17 protein-coding genes are annotated in these 13896 nt (G+C 62.1%); 9 read left to right on the top strand and 8 right to left on the bottom strand.

Annotation, left to right across the window (positions count from 1 at the left end; genetic code table 11):
• The first annotated feature begins 130 nt into the window (after positions 1-130).
• Together JKA62_RS26985 and JKA62_RS26980 are read left to right on the top strand one after the other, a co-directional pair.
• Positions 131-1486 carry an MATE family efflux transporter gene (locus JKA62_RS26985; RefSeq protein WP_201820332.1) on the top strand — a complete coding sequence of 452 codons (1356 nt, stop codon included), beginning with the start codon at positions 131-133 and terminating at the stop codon, positions 1484-1486.
• A gap of 91 nt (positions 1487-1577) precedes the next feature.
• On the top strand, positions 1578-2135 hold the full coding sequence (locus JKA62_RS26980; protein ID WP_011334902.1) for a YceI family protein: 558 nt from the start codon (positions 1578-1580) through the stop codon (positions 2133-2135).
• Positions 2136-2141: 6 nt separating this feature from the next.
• Here JKA62_RS26980 and JKA62_RS26975 read toward each other — a convergent pair whose 3' ends face one another.
• The gene (locus tag JKA62_RS26975; protein ID WP_011334901.1) at positions 2142-2369 is read right to left on the bottom strand and encodes a YXWGXW repeat-containing protein; all 228 of its coding nucleotides are present in this window, start codon (positions 2367-2369) and stop codon (positions 2142-2144) included.
• 183 nt (positions 2370-2552) lie between these two features.
• Between JKA62_RS26975 and JKA62_RS26970 the strand changes: the two genes are divergently transcribed.
• Positions 2553-3239, top strand: a complete 687-nt coding sequence (locus JKA62_RS26970) for a GNAT family N-acetyltransferase (RefSeq protein ID WP_201820330.1) — start codon at positions 2553-2555, stop codon at positions 3237-3239.
• A gap of 71 nt (positions 3240-3310) precedes the next feature.
• On the opposite strand, the gene JKA62_RS26965 is transcribed toward JKA62_RS26970, so the two are convergent.
• Positions 3311-3751 (bottom strand): hotdog fold domain-containing protein, encoded by a 441-nt coding sequence (locus tag JKA62_RS26965; RefSeq protein ID WP_011334899.1) that lies wholly within the window; start codon positions 3749-3751, stop codon positions 3311-3313.
• Between the two features lie 138 nt (positions 3752-3889).
• Here JKA62_RS26965 and JKA62_RS26960 point away from each other — a divergent pair, with 138 nt between their 5' ends.
• On the top strand, positions 3890-4516 hold the full coding sequence (locus tag JKA62_RS26960) for a TetR/AcrR family transcriptional regulator (protein WP_201820327.1): 627 nt from the start codon (positions 3890-3892) through the stop codon (positions 4514-4516).
• Between the two features lie 193 nt (positions 4517-4709).
• Here the strand turns inward: JKA62_RS26960 and JKA62_RS26955 are convergent, their stop codons facing one another.
• Positions 4710-5342, bottom strand: coding sequence for a TetR/AcrR family transcriptional regulator (locus JKA62_RS26955; RefSeq protein WP_201820324.1), 633 nt, complete (start codon positions 5340-5342; stop codon positions 4710-4712).
• A gap of 100 nt (positions 5343-5442) precedes the next feature.
• Here JKA62_RS26955 and JKA62_RS26950 point away from each other — a divergent pair, with 100 nt between their 5' ends.
• Positions 5443-6027, top strand: a complete 585-nt coding sequence (locus JKA62_RS26950; RefSeq protein WP_201820321.1) for an NAD(P)H-dependent oxidoreductase — start codon at positions 5443-5445, stop codon at positions 6025-6027.
• Between the two features lie 3 nt (positions 6028-6030).
• Here JKA62_RS26950 and JKA62_RS26945 read toward each other — a convergent pair whose 3' ends face one another.
• Positions 6031-7149 carry a DmpA family aminopeptidase gene (locus tag JKA62_RS26945; protein ID WP_201820318.1) on the bottom strand — a complete coding sequence of 373 codons (1119 nt, stop codon included), beginning with the start codon at positions 7147-7149 and terminating at the stop codon, positions 6031-6033.
• A 39-nt stretch (positions 7150-7188) separates the two neighbouring features.
• Entirely contained in the window at positions 7189-8292 is a 1104-nt protein-coding gene (locus JKA62_RS26940) for a polyamine ABC transporter substrate-binding protein (protein ID WP_201820315.1), read from the bottom strand.
• A gap of 112 nt (positions 8293-8404) precedes the next feature.
• Here JKA62_RS26940 and JKA62_RS26935 point away from each other — a divergent pair, with 112 nt between their 5' ends.
• A complete protein-coding gene (locus tag JKA62_RS26935; protein ID WP_201820312.1) occupies positions 8405-9178 on the top strand; it encodes a helix-turn-helix transcriptional regulator in 774 nt (257 codons plus the stop codon).
• A 6-nt stretch (positions 9179-9184) separates the two neighbouring features.
• On the opposite strand, the gene JKA62_RS26930 is transcribed toward JKA62_RS26935, so the two are convergent.
• The gene (locus JKA62_RS26930; protein WP_011334892.1) at positions 9185-10126 is read right to left on the bottom strand and encodes a class I SAM-dependent methyltransferase; all 942 of its coding nucleotides are present in this window, start codon (positions 10124-10126) and stop codon (positions 9185-9187) included.
• A gap of 188 nt (positions 10127-10314) precedes the next feature.
• Here JKA62_RS26930 and JKA62_RS26925 point away from each other — a divergent pair, with 188 nt between their 5' ends.
• Positions 10315-10728 carry a response regulator gene (locus JKA62_RS26925; protein ID WP_011334891.1) on the top strand — a complete coding sequence of 138 codons (414 nt, stop codon included), beginning with the start codon at positions 10315-10317 and terminating at the stop codon, positions 10726-10728.
• 63 nt (positions 10729-10791) lie between these two features.
• Positions 10792-11460: an HAD family hydrolase gene (locus tag JKA62_RS26920; RefSeq protein ID WP_201820309.1), complete on the top strand. Its 669-nt coding sequence runs from the start codon at positions 10792-10794 to the stop codon at positions 11458-11460.
• On the opposite strand, the gene JKA62_RS26915 is transcribed toward JKA62_RS26920, so the two are convergent.
• A complete protein-coding gene (locus tag JKA62_RS26915; protein WP_201820307.1) occupies positions 11454-12113 on the bottom strand; it encodes a methyltransferase family protein in 660 nt (219 codons plus the stop codon). The genes JKA62_RS26920 and JKA62_RS26915 overlap by 7 nt on opposite strands.
• 132 nt (positions 12114-12245) lie before the next feature.
• Between JKA62_RS26915 and JKA62_RS26910 the strand changes: the two genes are divergently transcribed.
• Positions 12246-13163, top strand: a complete 918-nt coding sequence (locus tag JKA62_RS26910) for a pyridoxal-phosphate dependent enzyme (RefSeq protein WP_011334888.1) — start codon at positions 12246-12248, stop codon at positions 13161-13163.
• Between the two features lie 330 nt (positions 13164-13493).
• Here the strand turns inward: JKA62_RS26910 and JKA62_RS26905 are convergent, their stop codons facing one another.
• Positions 13494-13865 carry an endonuclease domain-containing protein gene (locus tag JKA62_RS26905; protein WP_011334887.1) on the bottom strand — a complete coding sequence of 124 codons (372 nt, stop codon included), beginning with the start codon at positions 13863-13865 and terminating at the stop codon, positions 13494-13496.
• Positions 13866-13896 lie beyond the last annotated feature (31 nt).

The following is a 13896-nucleotide window of genomic DNA, read 5'->3' as shown; positions in this document are numbered from 1 at the left end:
TGTCGTGATGGGGAGGCTATGCACATTGGTCGAGGTGCAGATTACGAAGTTTTAATGCAAACCGGTACGACCTGAACGGCATCGCATACTTTAGACTCTGTCATCAGCTCCCACCCGAGACGGATCCTCAATGCAAACCCCCGCTCAATCCCCCCTCTGGAAAACCTACCTGCTGTTCCTCGCCCCGATGGTGCTGTCTAACTTCCTGCAATCGATGTCGGGCACGGTCAACAGCATTTACATCGGCCAGATGCTCGGCACGCAGGCGCTGGCGGCGGTGTCCGGCATGTTTCCGATCATCTTTTTCTTCATCGCGCTGGTCATCGGCCTGGGCGCCGGGGCAGGGGTGTTGATCGGTCAGGCGTGGGGCGCGCGTGAGTCGCACATGGTCAAGGCGATTGCCGGGGCGACGTTGTTGCTGGGGGTGTTGATCGGGCTGGTGGCGGCGGTGCTGGGCAGTGTGTTTGCGCGTCAGGCCTTGCAGGGTTTGGGCACGCCGGCGGATGTGCTGGATGATGCGGTGGCCTATGCGCGGGTGATGATGTGGACCTTGCCGGTTGTGTTGGTGTACGTGCTGTTCACCCAGTTGTTACGTGGGGTGAGCGATACGCTGTCGCCGATGCTGGCGCTGCTGCTGTCGACCGTTGTCGGGCTGGCGCTGACACCGGCGTTCATTCGCGGCTGGATCGGCTTGCCGCAACTGGGCATTCAGAGCGCGGCAATTGCGGGTCTGGTCGGTACGCTGACGTCGTTGGCGTGGCTGTCATGGCGCCTGATTCGCAAGGGCCATCCGCTGGCGCCGGATCGCGAGTTCTTTGCGGCGTTGCGTCTGGACGGGGTGATTCTCGGCAAGGTGTTGCGCATAGGTCTGCCGACCGGGGTGCAGATGATCGTGCTGTCGCTGTCGGAGCTGGTGATCCTGGCGCTGGTCAACCAGCATGGCTCGCAGGCGACGGCGGCCTATGGCGCGGTGACGCAGATCGTCAACTACGTGCAGTTTCCGGCGCTGTCGATTGCGATCACCGCGTCGATCCTCGGCGCCCAGGCGATCGGTGCCGGGCGGTTGGAGCGAATGGGCCCGATCCTGCGCACCGGGCTGTGGATCAACGTGTGCCTGACCGGTGGTTTGATCCTGGCGGGCTACCTGTTGTCGCATTGGCTGCTGGGGCTGTTCCTGACCGAAGACTCGACCCGGGCAATGGCCGAACACCTGTTGCACATCATGTTGTGGAGCCTGTTGATCTTCGGTTTCCAGGCGATCATCGGCGGCATCATGCGCGCCAGCGGCACGGTGCTGGTGCCGGTGGGTGTGGCGATCATTTGCGTGCTCGGTGTGCAGTTGCCGGCGGCCTACTGGCTGGACGGGAAGTTCGGTCTGCAGGGTGTGTGGATGGCGTTTCCGATCGCGTATCTGGGGATGCTGGTGTTGCAGACGCTGTATTACACACGGGTCTGGAAGCATCAGAAGATTGAGCGGTTGGTGTGATGAAGCGATCCGGGTAGACATTGGTGAGGCTGGCACAAGTGCCGGATGTTTGCTTAAGTCATTCGAGACCCATCGGGCGCCGGAGCATTGCATGTCGATTCGATTGTTGTTGGCGGCCGCGTCTTGCCTGACCTTCATCCCTGCTGCGAGTGCGGTGGAGTACACCCGGGTCAACACCACCGCCAGCCAGATCAGTTTCACTTACAGCCAGATGGGCTCGCGGATGTACGGCACGTTCGGCAAGTTCGACGCGACGCTGGATTTCGACAGCGATAACCTCGCCAACGCCCGCACCACGCTGCACATCGACCTGACCAGCATCGACGCCGGCAGTGAAGATGCCAATACCGAGCTGGTGAAACCGGCGTGGTTCGACACCGATAAATTCCCGGTGGCGGTGTTCGAATCGACCCGCTTCAGCCCGGTCGGCGCCGACCGTTATCTGGTCGACGGCCACCTGACCCTCAAAGGCATCACCCGTGAGGTGCAGGTGCCGGTGCAACTCAAACCCGATAGCAGCATTGGCATCTTCGACGGCGAACTGGTGCTCAAGCGCGACCAGTTCGGCCTCGGCGCGGGGGAGTGGGCGGACACCGTGGTGTCGAAGGATATCGACATCAAGTTCAAGGTCGTTGCCCCTGCGCAGTGACCGGCCTCAATACGTCCGCCAATGTCCCGGCATCCAGCGCCATTGGTTGCCGGCCCAGCGGTAATGCCCGGCAACCCAGTGATAACCCGGCGCAGGCATGACCGGAACCACTTCGACGATCGGTGGTGGCCGATGCGGGCGAACCGGTTCGACGACACAGCCCGACAGGGTGATCGCCACCAGCGCGGCAGCGAGCAAGCATTTCATGGTTTTCGCGCAACGCAGAACGTTCATGGCAACTCCTCAAGGCCTGCGTCGGAAAATGAACGCAGCTGAAAAATTGGACGCCAAATCGGCGAAAGATCCGTTCTCGGGCAGATGAAATTTTTGTCAGGCTTGCACAGGGTATGATGTCGCGGTTCGCCGGTCACTCAACCCGCCCGGCAACTTGTGTTTTACCGTTGGAGTCCGCCCGCCATGCCCCGCATCACCCATTACAAGTCCCCTTGTCCCGAAGGCGTCAACAGTCAGATCCTGCAAATGGTGGTCGACTATCTCACCGACATCAGTGCCGTCGGGCTGGGTCCGAGCAATCTGCTGTACAACGTCTATCAGTACGCGGTGGGCTACGAGGTGCATCTGTATCTGGAGGCGTTGAACGGCGAGAAGGGCACCGAGGTGGAACTGCTGGTCGCCACCGACGACGATGATCCGGAGCAGGTGGTCGGCTTCCTGTTGTACCTGCCGGTGCAGGGCGATTGGGAGGCGTGCAACGTGGCCTACCTGGCGGTGCGCGAGGGGCATCGGCGTCAGGGCGTGGCCCGTTCGTTGATCGCGGACATGGTGGCGCGTTACCCCCATGCCGAGCTGACCTGCAGCGTCGGCAAGGTGCCGTATTTCGAGGCGCTGGGTTTCGAGGTGCTGGGCCAGCTCGAAACGCAGGTGCTGATGAGCACCCGGCCTTACCGCAGCAACGGGCTGCGCGGTTTCATCGACACCACACCGATCTACCGTTCGCTGGAAGTGCAGCAGATCCACACCTACCTGCTGCAAAAACACGGCAAGCGCGCCATGCTCGATGCCGAAAAACAGCGCGACCGGCATCTGGATCAGGTCACCCGCCGCACTGAAGAATTTGTCCGCCAGCGCCTGACCGTTCACTGATTCTTTCTCTTTGAAACGACAAAAGCCCTTGTTGCGATCTGCGCAGCAAGGGCTTTTTTGTGCCGGTGATTTCAGGACAGTTTCACGTTCATGGTGATGCGCGCCGTGAACACTTTCTTGCCTTCGGCGTCGTGGACATCCACTGGCACGATCTTGTCGCCTTCGGTCTGCCAGTCCAGCCCTTCACCATTGGCCACGGCGGTCACGTCGGTCTTGGCCTTGGCCAGGTATTCGACGGTCATGCCCTTGGGAATCCAGCGTGCGCCGGCGGGAATCGACACGTCGGTCATCATCCCGGCTGCCAGTTCGGCGGCATTGCACAGGGCGATGGCATGCACGGTGCCGAGGTGGTTGGTGATCTCGCGGCGAAACGGCACCTGCACCTGCGCCGAACCTGCCCGCAACTCGGTCACCAGCGGGTTGATGGTGCTGAAGTACGGCGCGACCTGGCAGGCCATCTGGCTGAACGCCTGGGAACCGACACTGTTGAACATGCTGAGAAACTGACTCATGGGTGAAGCCTCGCGGTTAGGGTATTTACAGAATATTGTTCTGTAACGGAACGGTATTCTGTTCGAGGGAAATCTGTCAACCTGTGCGTGTTTCGATCACCGGCACGGACGTGCCCTTTACTTGGATTTTCAAGGCCCATGGACACCGCAGATCTCCTCGAACGCAGCTACCCCGGCCGCCGCGCCGAACTCAAGCGCGACATCTTTCGCAAAGCCCTGCGCCTGTTCAACGAACAGGGCATCGAGGCCACCACCATCGAAATGATCCGTGCCGAGTGCGACACCAGTGTCGGGGCGATCTACCACCATTTCGGCAACAAGGAAGGGCTGGTGGCCGCGTTGTTCTTCACCGCGCTGGAGGATCAGGCGCGCCTGCGCGACGCCTATCTGGCCGACGCGACGACCACCGAAGAGGGCGTTCAGGCGCTGGTCTACAGCTACGTGGATTGGGTCGAGAACCAGCCGGAGTGGGCGCGGTTCCAGTATCACGCGCGCTTTGCCGTGACCCGGGGCCCGCACAAGGAAGAACTGGCCGAGCGCAATAAGACCCGCAATCTGAGTCTGCGCACTTGGCTGGCCGAGTCTGGGCGCGCGGCTGAACTCAACGAGTACCCGGCGGAGCTGCTGCCGTCGCTGATCGTCGGTCAGGCCGACAGCTATTGCCGCGCGTGGCTGTCCGGGCGAGTGCAAGGCAGTCCGAAGGCGTATCGCGAATTGCTGGCCCAGGCCACTTGGCGCTCAATCCGTCGCGAACCCGAACGCTGATTTTCAGAGACAAAAAAAGAGCCTCAAGACTCTTTGATGGGGATGAAGTAGAGCCCGCGAGGCTCAAGATGCGCATGAAGCCAGGTGCGGGCTTGATTGGGGTTCAGAGCACCCGCACCTACGCAACGTCTTGGCGGACCAAGCGACTGCGTAGCTCCATCGTAGGAAGCTGAGGTGGTGCGCTCAAGTACCGTCAGTCACCTGCTTTGAGGGTGCGGGCAGCGGCTCTTTCGACCATCGCAATGATGGTGGCGAACAGCTCGTCACGGGCCTGTACGGCGCTGATTTCATCGGTGGCGGCTGCTTGCGACAGGGCTTCGGCGGCGCCGAGCATGGCACGTAATCCTGCCTGACCGATCTCTGCGCCGTCAGCGAAAGGCGAGAGCACGCGGCGGCACTTCTCCAGGAAAATCGCCTCGTATTCGCGCTTGATCTTCTCCAGTTCCGGCGTGCTCGCCAGAGCCGCAATTACCCCCGGAATCTCGTTGCCCTGAGTCAGCACGCAATCGACATACGCCGTGGCAATCACCGTCGCAGTGCCGGTCAAAGTCGCTTCGGCATTGGCCAGCGCCGCGTCCATCAGGGCCGTCTGGCGCCGGTCGAAATCCTGATACAGCGCCGCGAGCAGACCGGCGCGGGTGGTGAAGTGGTCGTAGACCACCGGTTTGGTCACACCGGCCTTTTCCGCCAGATAGCCGAGGGTCAGGGCATCGGTGCCTTCTTCGCGAATCAGCTGCCAGGCCACGTCGAGCAACTGGCGCTGGCGGTCTTCCCGGGACAGGCGGCGACGAGGTTGTGCGGGTTCCGGAGTTTCAGTGGTTGACATTGCTTATATACCAAACGTAACTTACTGAAGGTAACTTACTAAACGTAGCTTATCGAAAGGATAAGCCCTTGGTCAGCAATCACCAACCGGAGATTTCCCCATGCACGCATTGATTGTTGTTGATCACGATGATCCACGTTCGCTGACCCACGCGTTGGCGCAGCAGATTGCCAACGGCCTGTCGGCAAGCGATCCCTCCAACACCTTCGAAATCGCCGAACTGCACGCCGAAGAATTCGACCCACGCTTTGGTGTGGCCGACTGGGCGGTGCATCACCGCGAATCCGCGCCACCGGCGGACGTGCTGGCCGAGCAGGCACGCATCGATCGCGCCGATGCGCTGGTGCTGGTCTATCCGGTGTTCTGGTGGTCGATGCCGGCGCTGCTCAAAGGCTGGATCGACCGGGTGTTCAGCAATGGCTGGGCGTACGATTTCGACGGCGATAAGACCCTGAAGAAGCTCGGACGACTGCGCGTGCACCTGGTTGCACTCGGCGGAGCGGATGCGCGCACTTACGAACGCCACGGCTACGGCGCGGCGATGAAGACGCAGATTGATCACGGGATTTTCGATTACTGCGGGGCGACGGTGTCGGGCTCGGCGTTGTTGCTGGAGTCCGAGTCGAGCGATCCGGCAATGCAGTTGCAGGCGGCGCGCGAACTCGGACTTGGGTTGTTCCGCTGAGTGTCAGCGAGCACCCGGCCACCCGGCTTTATCCAGGGCCGCGAGCAGGGTGGCGGCATCCAGCCCCGGCACCGAATGCCCGTTGCCTTCGGTGCTCTCGCTGGCCAGCAAGGCGTTGATGATCGCTTCTTCCACCGCCTCGGTCGCCGCCAGGAACAACTCGCTGATGTGATCGTTGTTGACCATCCGCAAGCCGTCGCAGGTCGACGCACCTTTGCCTTCATAGGCGGCGGGGGGGATATGGCCGTTGCCGGTGGCGAAGGCGATGAAGATGTCGCCGCTGTGATCCTCATTGCCGCCACCGGTGCGCGCCAGACCGAGGCTCGCCCGTTGCGCCAGTCGCGTGCATTGATGCGGCAACAGCGGTGCATTGGTGGCGAGGGCCACTACGATCGAGCCCATGCCCGGATGCGGCAACGAAGCGCGCAGGAACGGCGAATCCACCTGTTCCATATATCGCCCGACCGGGTAGCCGTCGACCCGCAGTTCGCTGCGAATCCCGTGGTTGGCCTGGACGATGGCGCCCACTGTCCAGCCACCCTGAGCCTTGCTCAAGCGACGTGATGCGGTGCCGATCCCACCTTTGAATTCATGGCAGATCATGCCGCTGCCACCACCCACCGCGCCTTCCTGCACCGGGCCGTCAACGGCATTGCTCATCGCTTCGGCCACATGTTTGGGCTTCACATGAAAGCCGTTGATGTCGTTGAGCAAGCCATCGAAGGTTTCCAGCACCACCGGCATGTTCCAGTAGAGACGGCCGTCATCCGGTTGCTGCGCGCGATCCAGCTCGATCAAGGCATCACGCACCACGCCGAGGCTGTGAGTGTTGGTGAAGGCGATCGGGCTGGTCAGCAGGCCGGCTTCGCGAATCCACTCCAGTCCTGTGGCGTCACCGTTGCCGTTGAGTACGTGGACGCCGGCGAAACACGGTTGTGCGTTGGTCGAACCGGCGCGTGGTTCGATCAGGGTGACGCCGCTGCAGATGTCACGACCGCTGGCGCTGCGGCCGCGCACGTTGCTGTGGCCGACCCTTACGCCGGGTACGTCGGTGATGGCGTTGAGCGGGCCAGGCTGCAATTGACCGATGCGGATATGGAGATCGCGGGCACGTGGTTTCATTGATGTTCTCTCTGTGGAAGGCAGTGATTTGAAGGGTTGTTACTGGCCGTTCTTGACCTTGCTCCACACCCGCGTGCGCACCCGTTCGGTGGCTTTGGGCAGGGGCTCGAGGGTGTACAGCGTCGCCATCGCCATGGCTGACGGGTACACCGCCGGGTTGTCGCGGGTGGTCTGGGCGACCAGCGCCGTGGCGGCGCGATTGCCGTTGGGGTAGGACAAGTGATCGCTGACCGGCGCAATCACATCGGGCCGCAGCAGGTAGTCGATGAACGCCAGGCCTTGGGCCGGATGCGGTGCGTCCTTGAGCAAGACCAGCGTGTCGAACCATACCGGCGCGCCTTCCTTCGGCAGGCTGTACTGAATCTTCACGCCGTTGCCGGCCTGCTCGGCGGTGGTCTTGGCTTCGAGCATCGCGCCGGACCAACCGACCGCCACGCAGATGTTGCCGTTGGACAGATCGCTGATGAATTTCGAGGAGTTGAAGTAGGCAATGTGCGGGCGCAGTTTCAGCAGCAGCGCTTCGGCTTTCTGGTAGTCCTCGGCCTTGGTGCTGTTCGGCGGCAGCCCGAGATAGTGCAGCGCGACCGGGAGCATTTCCGACGGCGAATCGAGCATCGCCACGCCGCACTCGCCGAGCTTGGCCAGGTTCTCTTCCTTGAACACCAGATCCCAGGAATCCACCGGGGCCTTTTCGCCCAGCACGGCGCGCACCTTGTCGACGTTGTAGCCGATGCCGTTGGTGCCCCACAGGTAAGGCACGGCGTACTGATTGCCGGGGTCGTTGTTGGCCAGTTTGCTCAGCAGGTCGTTGTCGAGGTTCTTCCAGCCCGGCAGTTGGTCGCGGGGCAGCGGGGCGAGGGCGCCGGCCTTGATCAGGGTCGGCAGGCTGAAGTTGCTCGCCACCACCACGTCGTAGCCGCTGCGGCTGGTCATCAGTTTGCCTTCCAGCACTTCGGCGCTGTCGAAGGTGTCGTAGACCGGTTCGATACCGCTGTCACGCTTGAAATCATGCAGGGTGTTCGGGCCGATGTAGTCGTACCAGTTATAGACATGCACGCTCGGCGCATCGGCCGCCTGCGCACTCAGCGCCGCGGACAAAACGCCCATCAGACCCAGGTTGATATACCCACGATGACCACGCATGATGCGGCACTCCTGGCCTGTTGGCAGGCCGGTGATGAACAGGAGTGGTCAGCCTATCGGGCGGGCCGCGCCGCACCCATTCCCATCATGGGTTACTCGAAAGGGGTAGTGCGTGGACGCGTTGCTGCAGGAATTGCCGGTGCATCAGAGCCTGTCGCGGGTGTTCGCTACGGTCGGACAGGACGGTTTCTGGCGGGCGTTGGTCGATACGCTGCGATTGCTGGTGCCGCTGGACAACGCGCTGGTGGCGGTGATGCAGACGGGGCGGCCGCCGCAATTGCTGATCGACTTCGACAGTCAGGGCCATGCCGACGAGCAGGAAGAACTGGCCGGTTACTGTGCCGGCATGTACCTGCTTGATCCGTTCTACCAGGCCGCCGTCGCCGGGGTCGCCGACGGTTTGTACAGCCTCGCGTCCGTGGCTCCGGACCAGTTTCTGCACAGCGAGTACTACCAGAGTTACTTCCGTTCGGTGGTCGGCGCGGATGAGCTGCAATTTCTGGTCAACACCGATGGCGGCGTGCTGGGCTTGTCGATGGGCCGCTCAACGGCGTTCAGTTTGCAGGAGCAGGGGCGCCTGCTCTGTGTGCGGGACTGGGTGCTGTCAGCGATGCGTCGGCATGTGCAGTTGATGCCGCCGCAAGGCGCGGTGGTCGAGGCGCCGGTCGGCGATATTGCGGCGCTGCTCGACCGCTTCGACGCCCGTCTGACCGCGCGCGAGATCGATACGGCGCGTCTGATTCTTCAGGGCTTTTCCAGCAAGGCCATCGCCCAGCACATGAACATTTCGCCGGAGACCGTGAAGGTGCACCGGCGCAATCTCTACCACAAGCTCAACGTTACGGGGCATGGTGAGCTGTTTGCGTTGGTGCTGCGCCCGCGCTGACCGGAATCAGCCGATCTGCTTGAACAGTAGCGCCTTCAGACCGCTTTCCGGGTCGATATCCGGAAACTCCGGCGGATTTTCCAGCCGCTGCTCGAAGCGCAGGCTCGGTGCTTCCTGGGTCACGCCGTCGATCAGGAAGTCGGAGCCGAACGAAGGGTCGTTCATGCACGCCAGCACGCTGCCTTGGGCAGTCAACAATTCCGGCAGACGACGCAGCACCCGCTGATAATCCTTGGTCAGCAGAAAACTGCCTTTCTGGAACGACGGCGGGTCGATGATCACCAGATCGTACGGGCCGCTGTTGATCACCTTGCCCCAGGACTTGAACAGGTCGTGGCCAAGGAAACTCACCTTGCTCAGGTCATGCCCGTTCAACCGGTGATTGTCGCGGCCCCGGCTCAGCGCGGCGCGGGACATGTCGAGGTTGACCACATGGCTGGCGCCGCCCTCGATGGCCGCCACCGAAAAGCCGCAGGTGTAGGCGAACAGGTTCAGCACCCGTTTGCCCGCCGCCTGTTCGCGCACCCAGTTGCGGCCGTAGCGCATGTCGAGGAACAGCCCGGTGTTCTGCTTGCGGCCCAGATCCACCCGATATTTCAGCCCGCCCTCGACGATGGTCATTTCGTCGATCTCTTCACCCAATAGCCATTCGGCGGTGCTTTGCGGCAGGTAACGGTGCTGGATCAACAAAGTGTGGGCGCCGGACTGCTGCCATGGCTCCGAACCGGTGATTTCCAGCAGCAGGCGCTTGAGGTCGTCCAGCTGCGAAGCCTCGGGCTCCTTGAACAGCGACACCAGTACGACGCCTTGCAGCCAGTCCACGGTGACTTGCTCCAGCCCCAGCCAGCAACGCCCGCGCCCATGGAACAGGCGCCGGGTTTCGGCCGGTGCCGACGTCAGCGCGGTGAGCAGGTGGGCATGGAGAACGGCGAGGGCTTGAGGGTTCATCAATCGGGATCGGCCAGCAAAAGGGCGCGCATTTTAACCGCAATTTCGTACCGGCGACTGCCCATCAACCGAGTGTTATCGAAAAGACCTGTATCAAAAATGAATTTCTGTAGAAGGCGCTGCTCATACCAGATAAGCAGCGGGATCAAGCCGCTAAATCGTTCATGCAATTCAGGGAGTGCCAGTTCATGTGTCCAATTTCGACGTCGAGCGCGCACCTTCCTGGCGGATTGATTCTGGTAGTCGAGGACGATCCGTTGATTCTGGAGTTTCTGTGCGAAATTCTTCAGGAGGAAGGTTTCAAGGTCGAGCCGCAGACCAGCGCCGATGCGGCTTCGGTCTATCTGGAGGAGCATGCGCCGGAAGTGGCGCTGCTGCTCACCGACATCACCATGCCCGGCACGCTTAACGGCGCGGACCTGGCCAATCTGGTCGGCGAGCGCTGGCCGGACAAACCGGTGATGGTCATGTCCGGTTATGAAACACCGGAAACCTCGGGTGTGAAGCATCCGGTGGCGTTCATCAAGAAGCCGTGGGCCATCGGCCAGTTGCTCGATTGCGTGGACGGTGCGTTCAAATCCAAGGCGCCGCGTCTGCACTGAAGCATCCCGCAGGTGCTACATTGCCGGGCATCGTTGCCCGGCCCCTTGCGAGGAAGTGATCTTTTGTCTGCTCACGATGCTGTTTTCAACCGCGCGTTCGGCGCGTTCCTGTTCGACATGGACGGCACCGTCCTCAATTCCATCGCCGCCGCCGAGCGGATCTGGTCCGCCTGGGCCGTGCGCCACGGGGTGAACGTCGAAACGTTCCTGCCGACCATCCATGGCGTGCGCGCCATCGACACCATCGCCCGTTTGAACCTGCCGGGCGTGGACGCCGAGGCGCAAGCGGCGTTCATCACCAAAGCGGAAATCGAAGACGTCGAAGGCATCGTCGAGATCCCCGGCGCGGCAGCGTTTCTCAAATCGTTGCCGGCTGATCGCTGGGCCATGGTGACCTCGGCGCCACGGGATCTGGCGTTGCGGCGGATGGGCGCGGCGGGGATTCCTGAACCGGCGGTAATGATCACCGCTGAAGATGTGACCGCTGGCAAACCGGATCCGGCCGGTTATCGTCTGGCGGCCAGACGCCTGGGGCTGGAGCCGGCGGATTGCCTGATTTTCGAAGACGCCACTGTCGGTATTCAGGCCGCTGAAGCCGCGGGTGCGCCGTTGATGATCATCACCACGACTCACCAGCATCCGCTTGAAACCGCCCACGCGACCATCGCCAGTTACCGCGACATTGCGCTGAGCATCGACAGCGACGGCCAGTTGCGTCTGCAACCTCAATAAACCCCGGGCAGCAATCGCCAGCTGCGGGCGCAATAAGCGTCGTATTCGGCGCCGAACTGCGTGCGCAGCAAGGCCTCTTCGGAGTGGATGCGGGCGATTAGCGGGATCAGTGTCAGCGCCGCCAGCAACAGGCCGACCACCGAGCGGAACGCCAAGGCCCAGCCGATCGCATTGATCACCAGCCCCAGGTAACTGGGGTTGCGCAGATGCCGGTAGATGCCGTCGGTGACCAACCGGTGCCCCGGTTGAATCGCCACCAGCCCGCTGAATCGATGGCCCAGTACAAACACCGGCCACAAACGCAACCCGCCGCCGACGATAAACAGCAGCGCGCCCAGCCAACGGGTGCCCTCGCGGCCGATGGTCCAGAAACCGATGCGGTCGCAATAAGCCGGCAGAATGGCACTGACCAATCCAATGACCGCGAACGCCGGAATCACCCAGCGATTGGCCCGGTCCTCGCGTTCGCCGGTGCTCAGGTTCACTTCCGTGAACAACGACGCCACCACCATGGCCAGCGTGGCCAGGGCCACCACGACCAACGCCCCGTGAGAAAAGAACACCGCCACGCCACCGATGCCCCACATCGCCAGGCCCAGATAGGCGAGGGTGGCGAGCACGGCGACCACGGTCATTTGCGCAGACATTTTCATAGGCACCTCACAGCTGTTCCGTTCAGTGTAGATCCCGGCACGATCCCCGGCGTTTAGCCGCTGGCAGGGGCGTGGACTAAACTTCAGGCAGAGACGTTCCGATCATCCGATCCGCCGCTTCGGGAGTCCGCCATGTTGCACATCCGCACGCCGCTGATCCTCCATCCGACCCTGTCGACTGCGTCCCGGCGCATGTGGCTGAAGCTGGAAAACCTGCAACCCTGTGGCTCGTTCAAGCTGCGCGGGATGGGCTTGTTGTGCAGTCAGGCAGCGGCGCAGGGCAAGCGCAAGGTCGTATGCCCGTCCGGCGGCAATGCCGGGCTGGCCACGGCGGTGGCAGCGGTCAGCCTGGGTTTGCAAGCCTGCATCGTGGTGCCGCACACCACGCCTGAAGCGACCCGCGCGCGTATTCGCCGCACCGGCGCGGACGTCATCGTCCACGGCAAAGTCTGGGACGAGGCCAATCAGCGAGCGCGAGAACTGGCCAGCGCGGCGGACACCGAATACGTGCCGGCCTTCGATCACCCGGTGTTGTGGGAAGGGCACAGCTCGATGGTCGACGAAATCCTCGACGACTGCCCGCAGGTCGATACCGTGGTCACGTCGGTCGGCGGCGGTGGTTTGCTGGCGGGCATCCTCACCGGGCTGCTGCGCCATGACCGCCGAGACTGCCGCATCATCACCTGCGAAACCACAGGCGCCGCCTCGTTCGCTGCGGCCGTCCAGGCTGGCCATCCGGTGCGCCTGAGTCGGATCGACAGTGTCGCCACCTCCCTCGGCGCCGCCCAGGTGGCGGCTTGGCCGGTAGAGCATATCGGCGAGTTCGATCATGAGTGTCTGGTGCTGTCAGATGACGACGCGATCATGGGCGTGGTGCGTTATGCCAGTGATCTGCGGCAATTGGTGGAGCCTGCGTGCGGGGTTTCGCTGGCGGTGGCGTACCTCGATCATCCGGCGTTGGCGGGGGCGAATGATGTGGTGGTCATTGTTTGCGGCGGGGTGAGTATCAGTGCGCAACTGGTGGCGGGGTGGGCGCGGTTGGGATCTTGAATGCTCAGGAGTTCCGCGTAGACCGCTTGCCCTCACCCCAGCCCTCTCCCGGAGGGAGAGGGAGCCGACCGAGGTGTCTTGAGAGGTACATCGACCTGATGCACCGAGTCGATTATGGATTCCAAGCGTCGACCTGATGCACCGAGTCGATTATGGATTCCAAGCGTCGACCTGATGCACCGAGTCGATTATGGATTTCAAGCATCGATCTGAAACACAAGGTCGATTACGGATTCACCGCAGATTTTTCAGGTCGATGTATTCCGACAATATCCCCCAATCGGCTCCCTCTCCCTCCGGGAGAGGGCTGGGGTGAGGGCGCTTTTCGGATCAGGATTGCGCTCTCAAAACCTCCGCAACCCGCACAATCTGCTCCAGCACGTCACTCATCTGCTGAATCACCTCCAGATTGCTAAACCGCACCACCTCAATCCCCAGTCGCTGAAGATAAGCCGTACGCCGCCGGTCATGAATTTCTCCCGCCTCCTCAAAGTGCTGCCCCCCATCCAGCTCTACCGCCAGCTTCAATTCCACACAGTAGAAATCCAGCACGAATGGCGGAACCGGCACCTGCCGCCGAAATTTCAGCCCTGCCACCTGCCGCGCCCGCAGCTTCTGCCAGAGCAGTTGCTCACAATCGGTCTGGCTGGCGCGTAAGTGGCGGGCGAATCGGCGTTGGTCGAGGGTAGGGCGATTTTGCATGCTTCACGTCCTTGTGAAGTGGAATGGAAAA

The organism is Pseudomonas sp. B7 (genome assembly GCF_016735645.1).
GTDB lineage: Bacteria > Pseudomonadota > Gammaproteobacteria > Pseudomonadales > Pseudomonadaceae > Aquipseudomonas > Aquipseudomonas glycinae.
Note: the sequence above shows the minus strand (reverse complement) of the source record. Positions and strands in the feature narration are given on the sequence as shown.

Coding starts and splice junctions, on each gene's coding strand:
- JKA62_RS26965 (WP_011334899.1), bottom strand. CDS start 3,751: ATGAGTCAGTTTCTCAGCATGTTCAACAGTGTCGGTTCCCAGGCGTTC.
- JKA62_RS26985 (WP_201820332.1), top strand. CDS start 131: ATGCAAACCCCCGCTCAATCCCCCCTCTGGAAAACCTACCTGCTGTTC.
- JKA62_RS26930 (WP_011334892.1), bottom strand. CDS start 10,126: ATGAACCCTCAAGCCCTCGCCGTTCTCCATGCCCACCTGCTCACCGCG.
- JKA62_RS26910 (WP_011334888.1), top strand. CDS start 12,246: ATGTTGCACATCCGCACGCCGCTGATCCTCCATCCGACCCTGTCGACT.
- JKA62_RS26975 (WP_011334901.1), bottom strand. CDS start 2,369: ATGAACGTTCTGCGTTGCGCGAAAACCATGAAATGCTTGCTCGCTGCC.
- JKA62_RS26960 (WP_201820327.1), top strand. CDS start 3,890: ATGGACACCGCAGATCTCCTCGAACGCAGCTACCCCGGCCGCCGCGCC.
- JKA62_RS26915 (WP_201820307.1), bottom strand. CDS start 12,113: ATGAAAATGTCTGCGCAAATGACCGTGGTCGCCGTGCTCGCCACCCTC.
- JKA62_RS26940 (WP_201820315.1), bottom strand. CDS start 8,292: ATGCGTGGTCATCGTGGGTATATCAACCTGGGTCTGATGGGCGTTTTG.
- JKA62_RS26925 (WP_011334891.1), top strand. CDS start 10,315: ATGTGTCCAATTTCGACGTCGAGCGCGCACCTTCCTGGCGGATTGATT.
- JKA62_RS26970 (WP_201820330.1), top strand. CDS start 2,553: ATGCCCCGCATCACCCATTACAAGTCCCCTTGTCCCGAAGGCGTCAAC.
- JKA62_RS26950 (WP_201820321.1), top strand. CDS start 5,443: ATGCACGCATTGATTGTTGTTGATCACGATGATCCACGTTCGCTGACC.
- JKA62_RS26955 (WP_201820324.1), bottom strand. CDS start 5,342: ATGTCAACCACTGAAACTCCGGAACCCGCACAACCTCGTCGCCGCCTG.
- JKA62_RS26980 (WP_011334902.1), top strand. CDS start 1,578: ATGTCGATTCGATTGTTGTTGGCGGCCGCGTCTTGCCTGACCTTCATC.
- JKA62_RS26905 (WP_011334887.1), bottom strand. CDS start 13,865: ATGCAAAATCGCCCTACCCTCGACCAACGCCGATTCGCCCGCCACTTA.
- JKA62_RS26945 (WP_201820318.1), bottom strand. CDS start 7,149: ATGAAACCACGTGCCCGCGATCTCCATATCCGCATCGGTCAATTGCAG.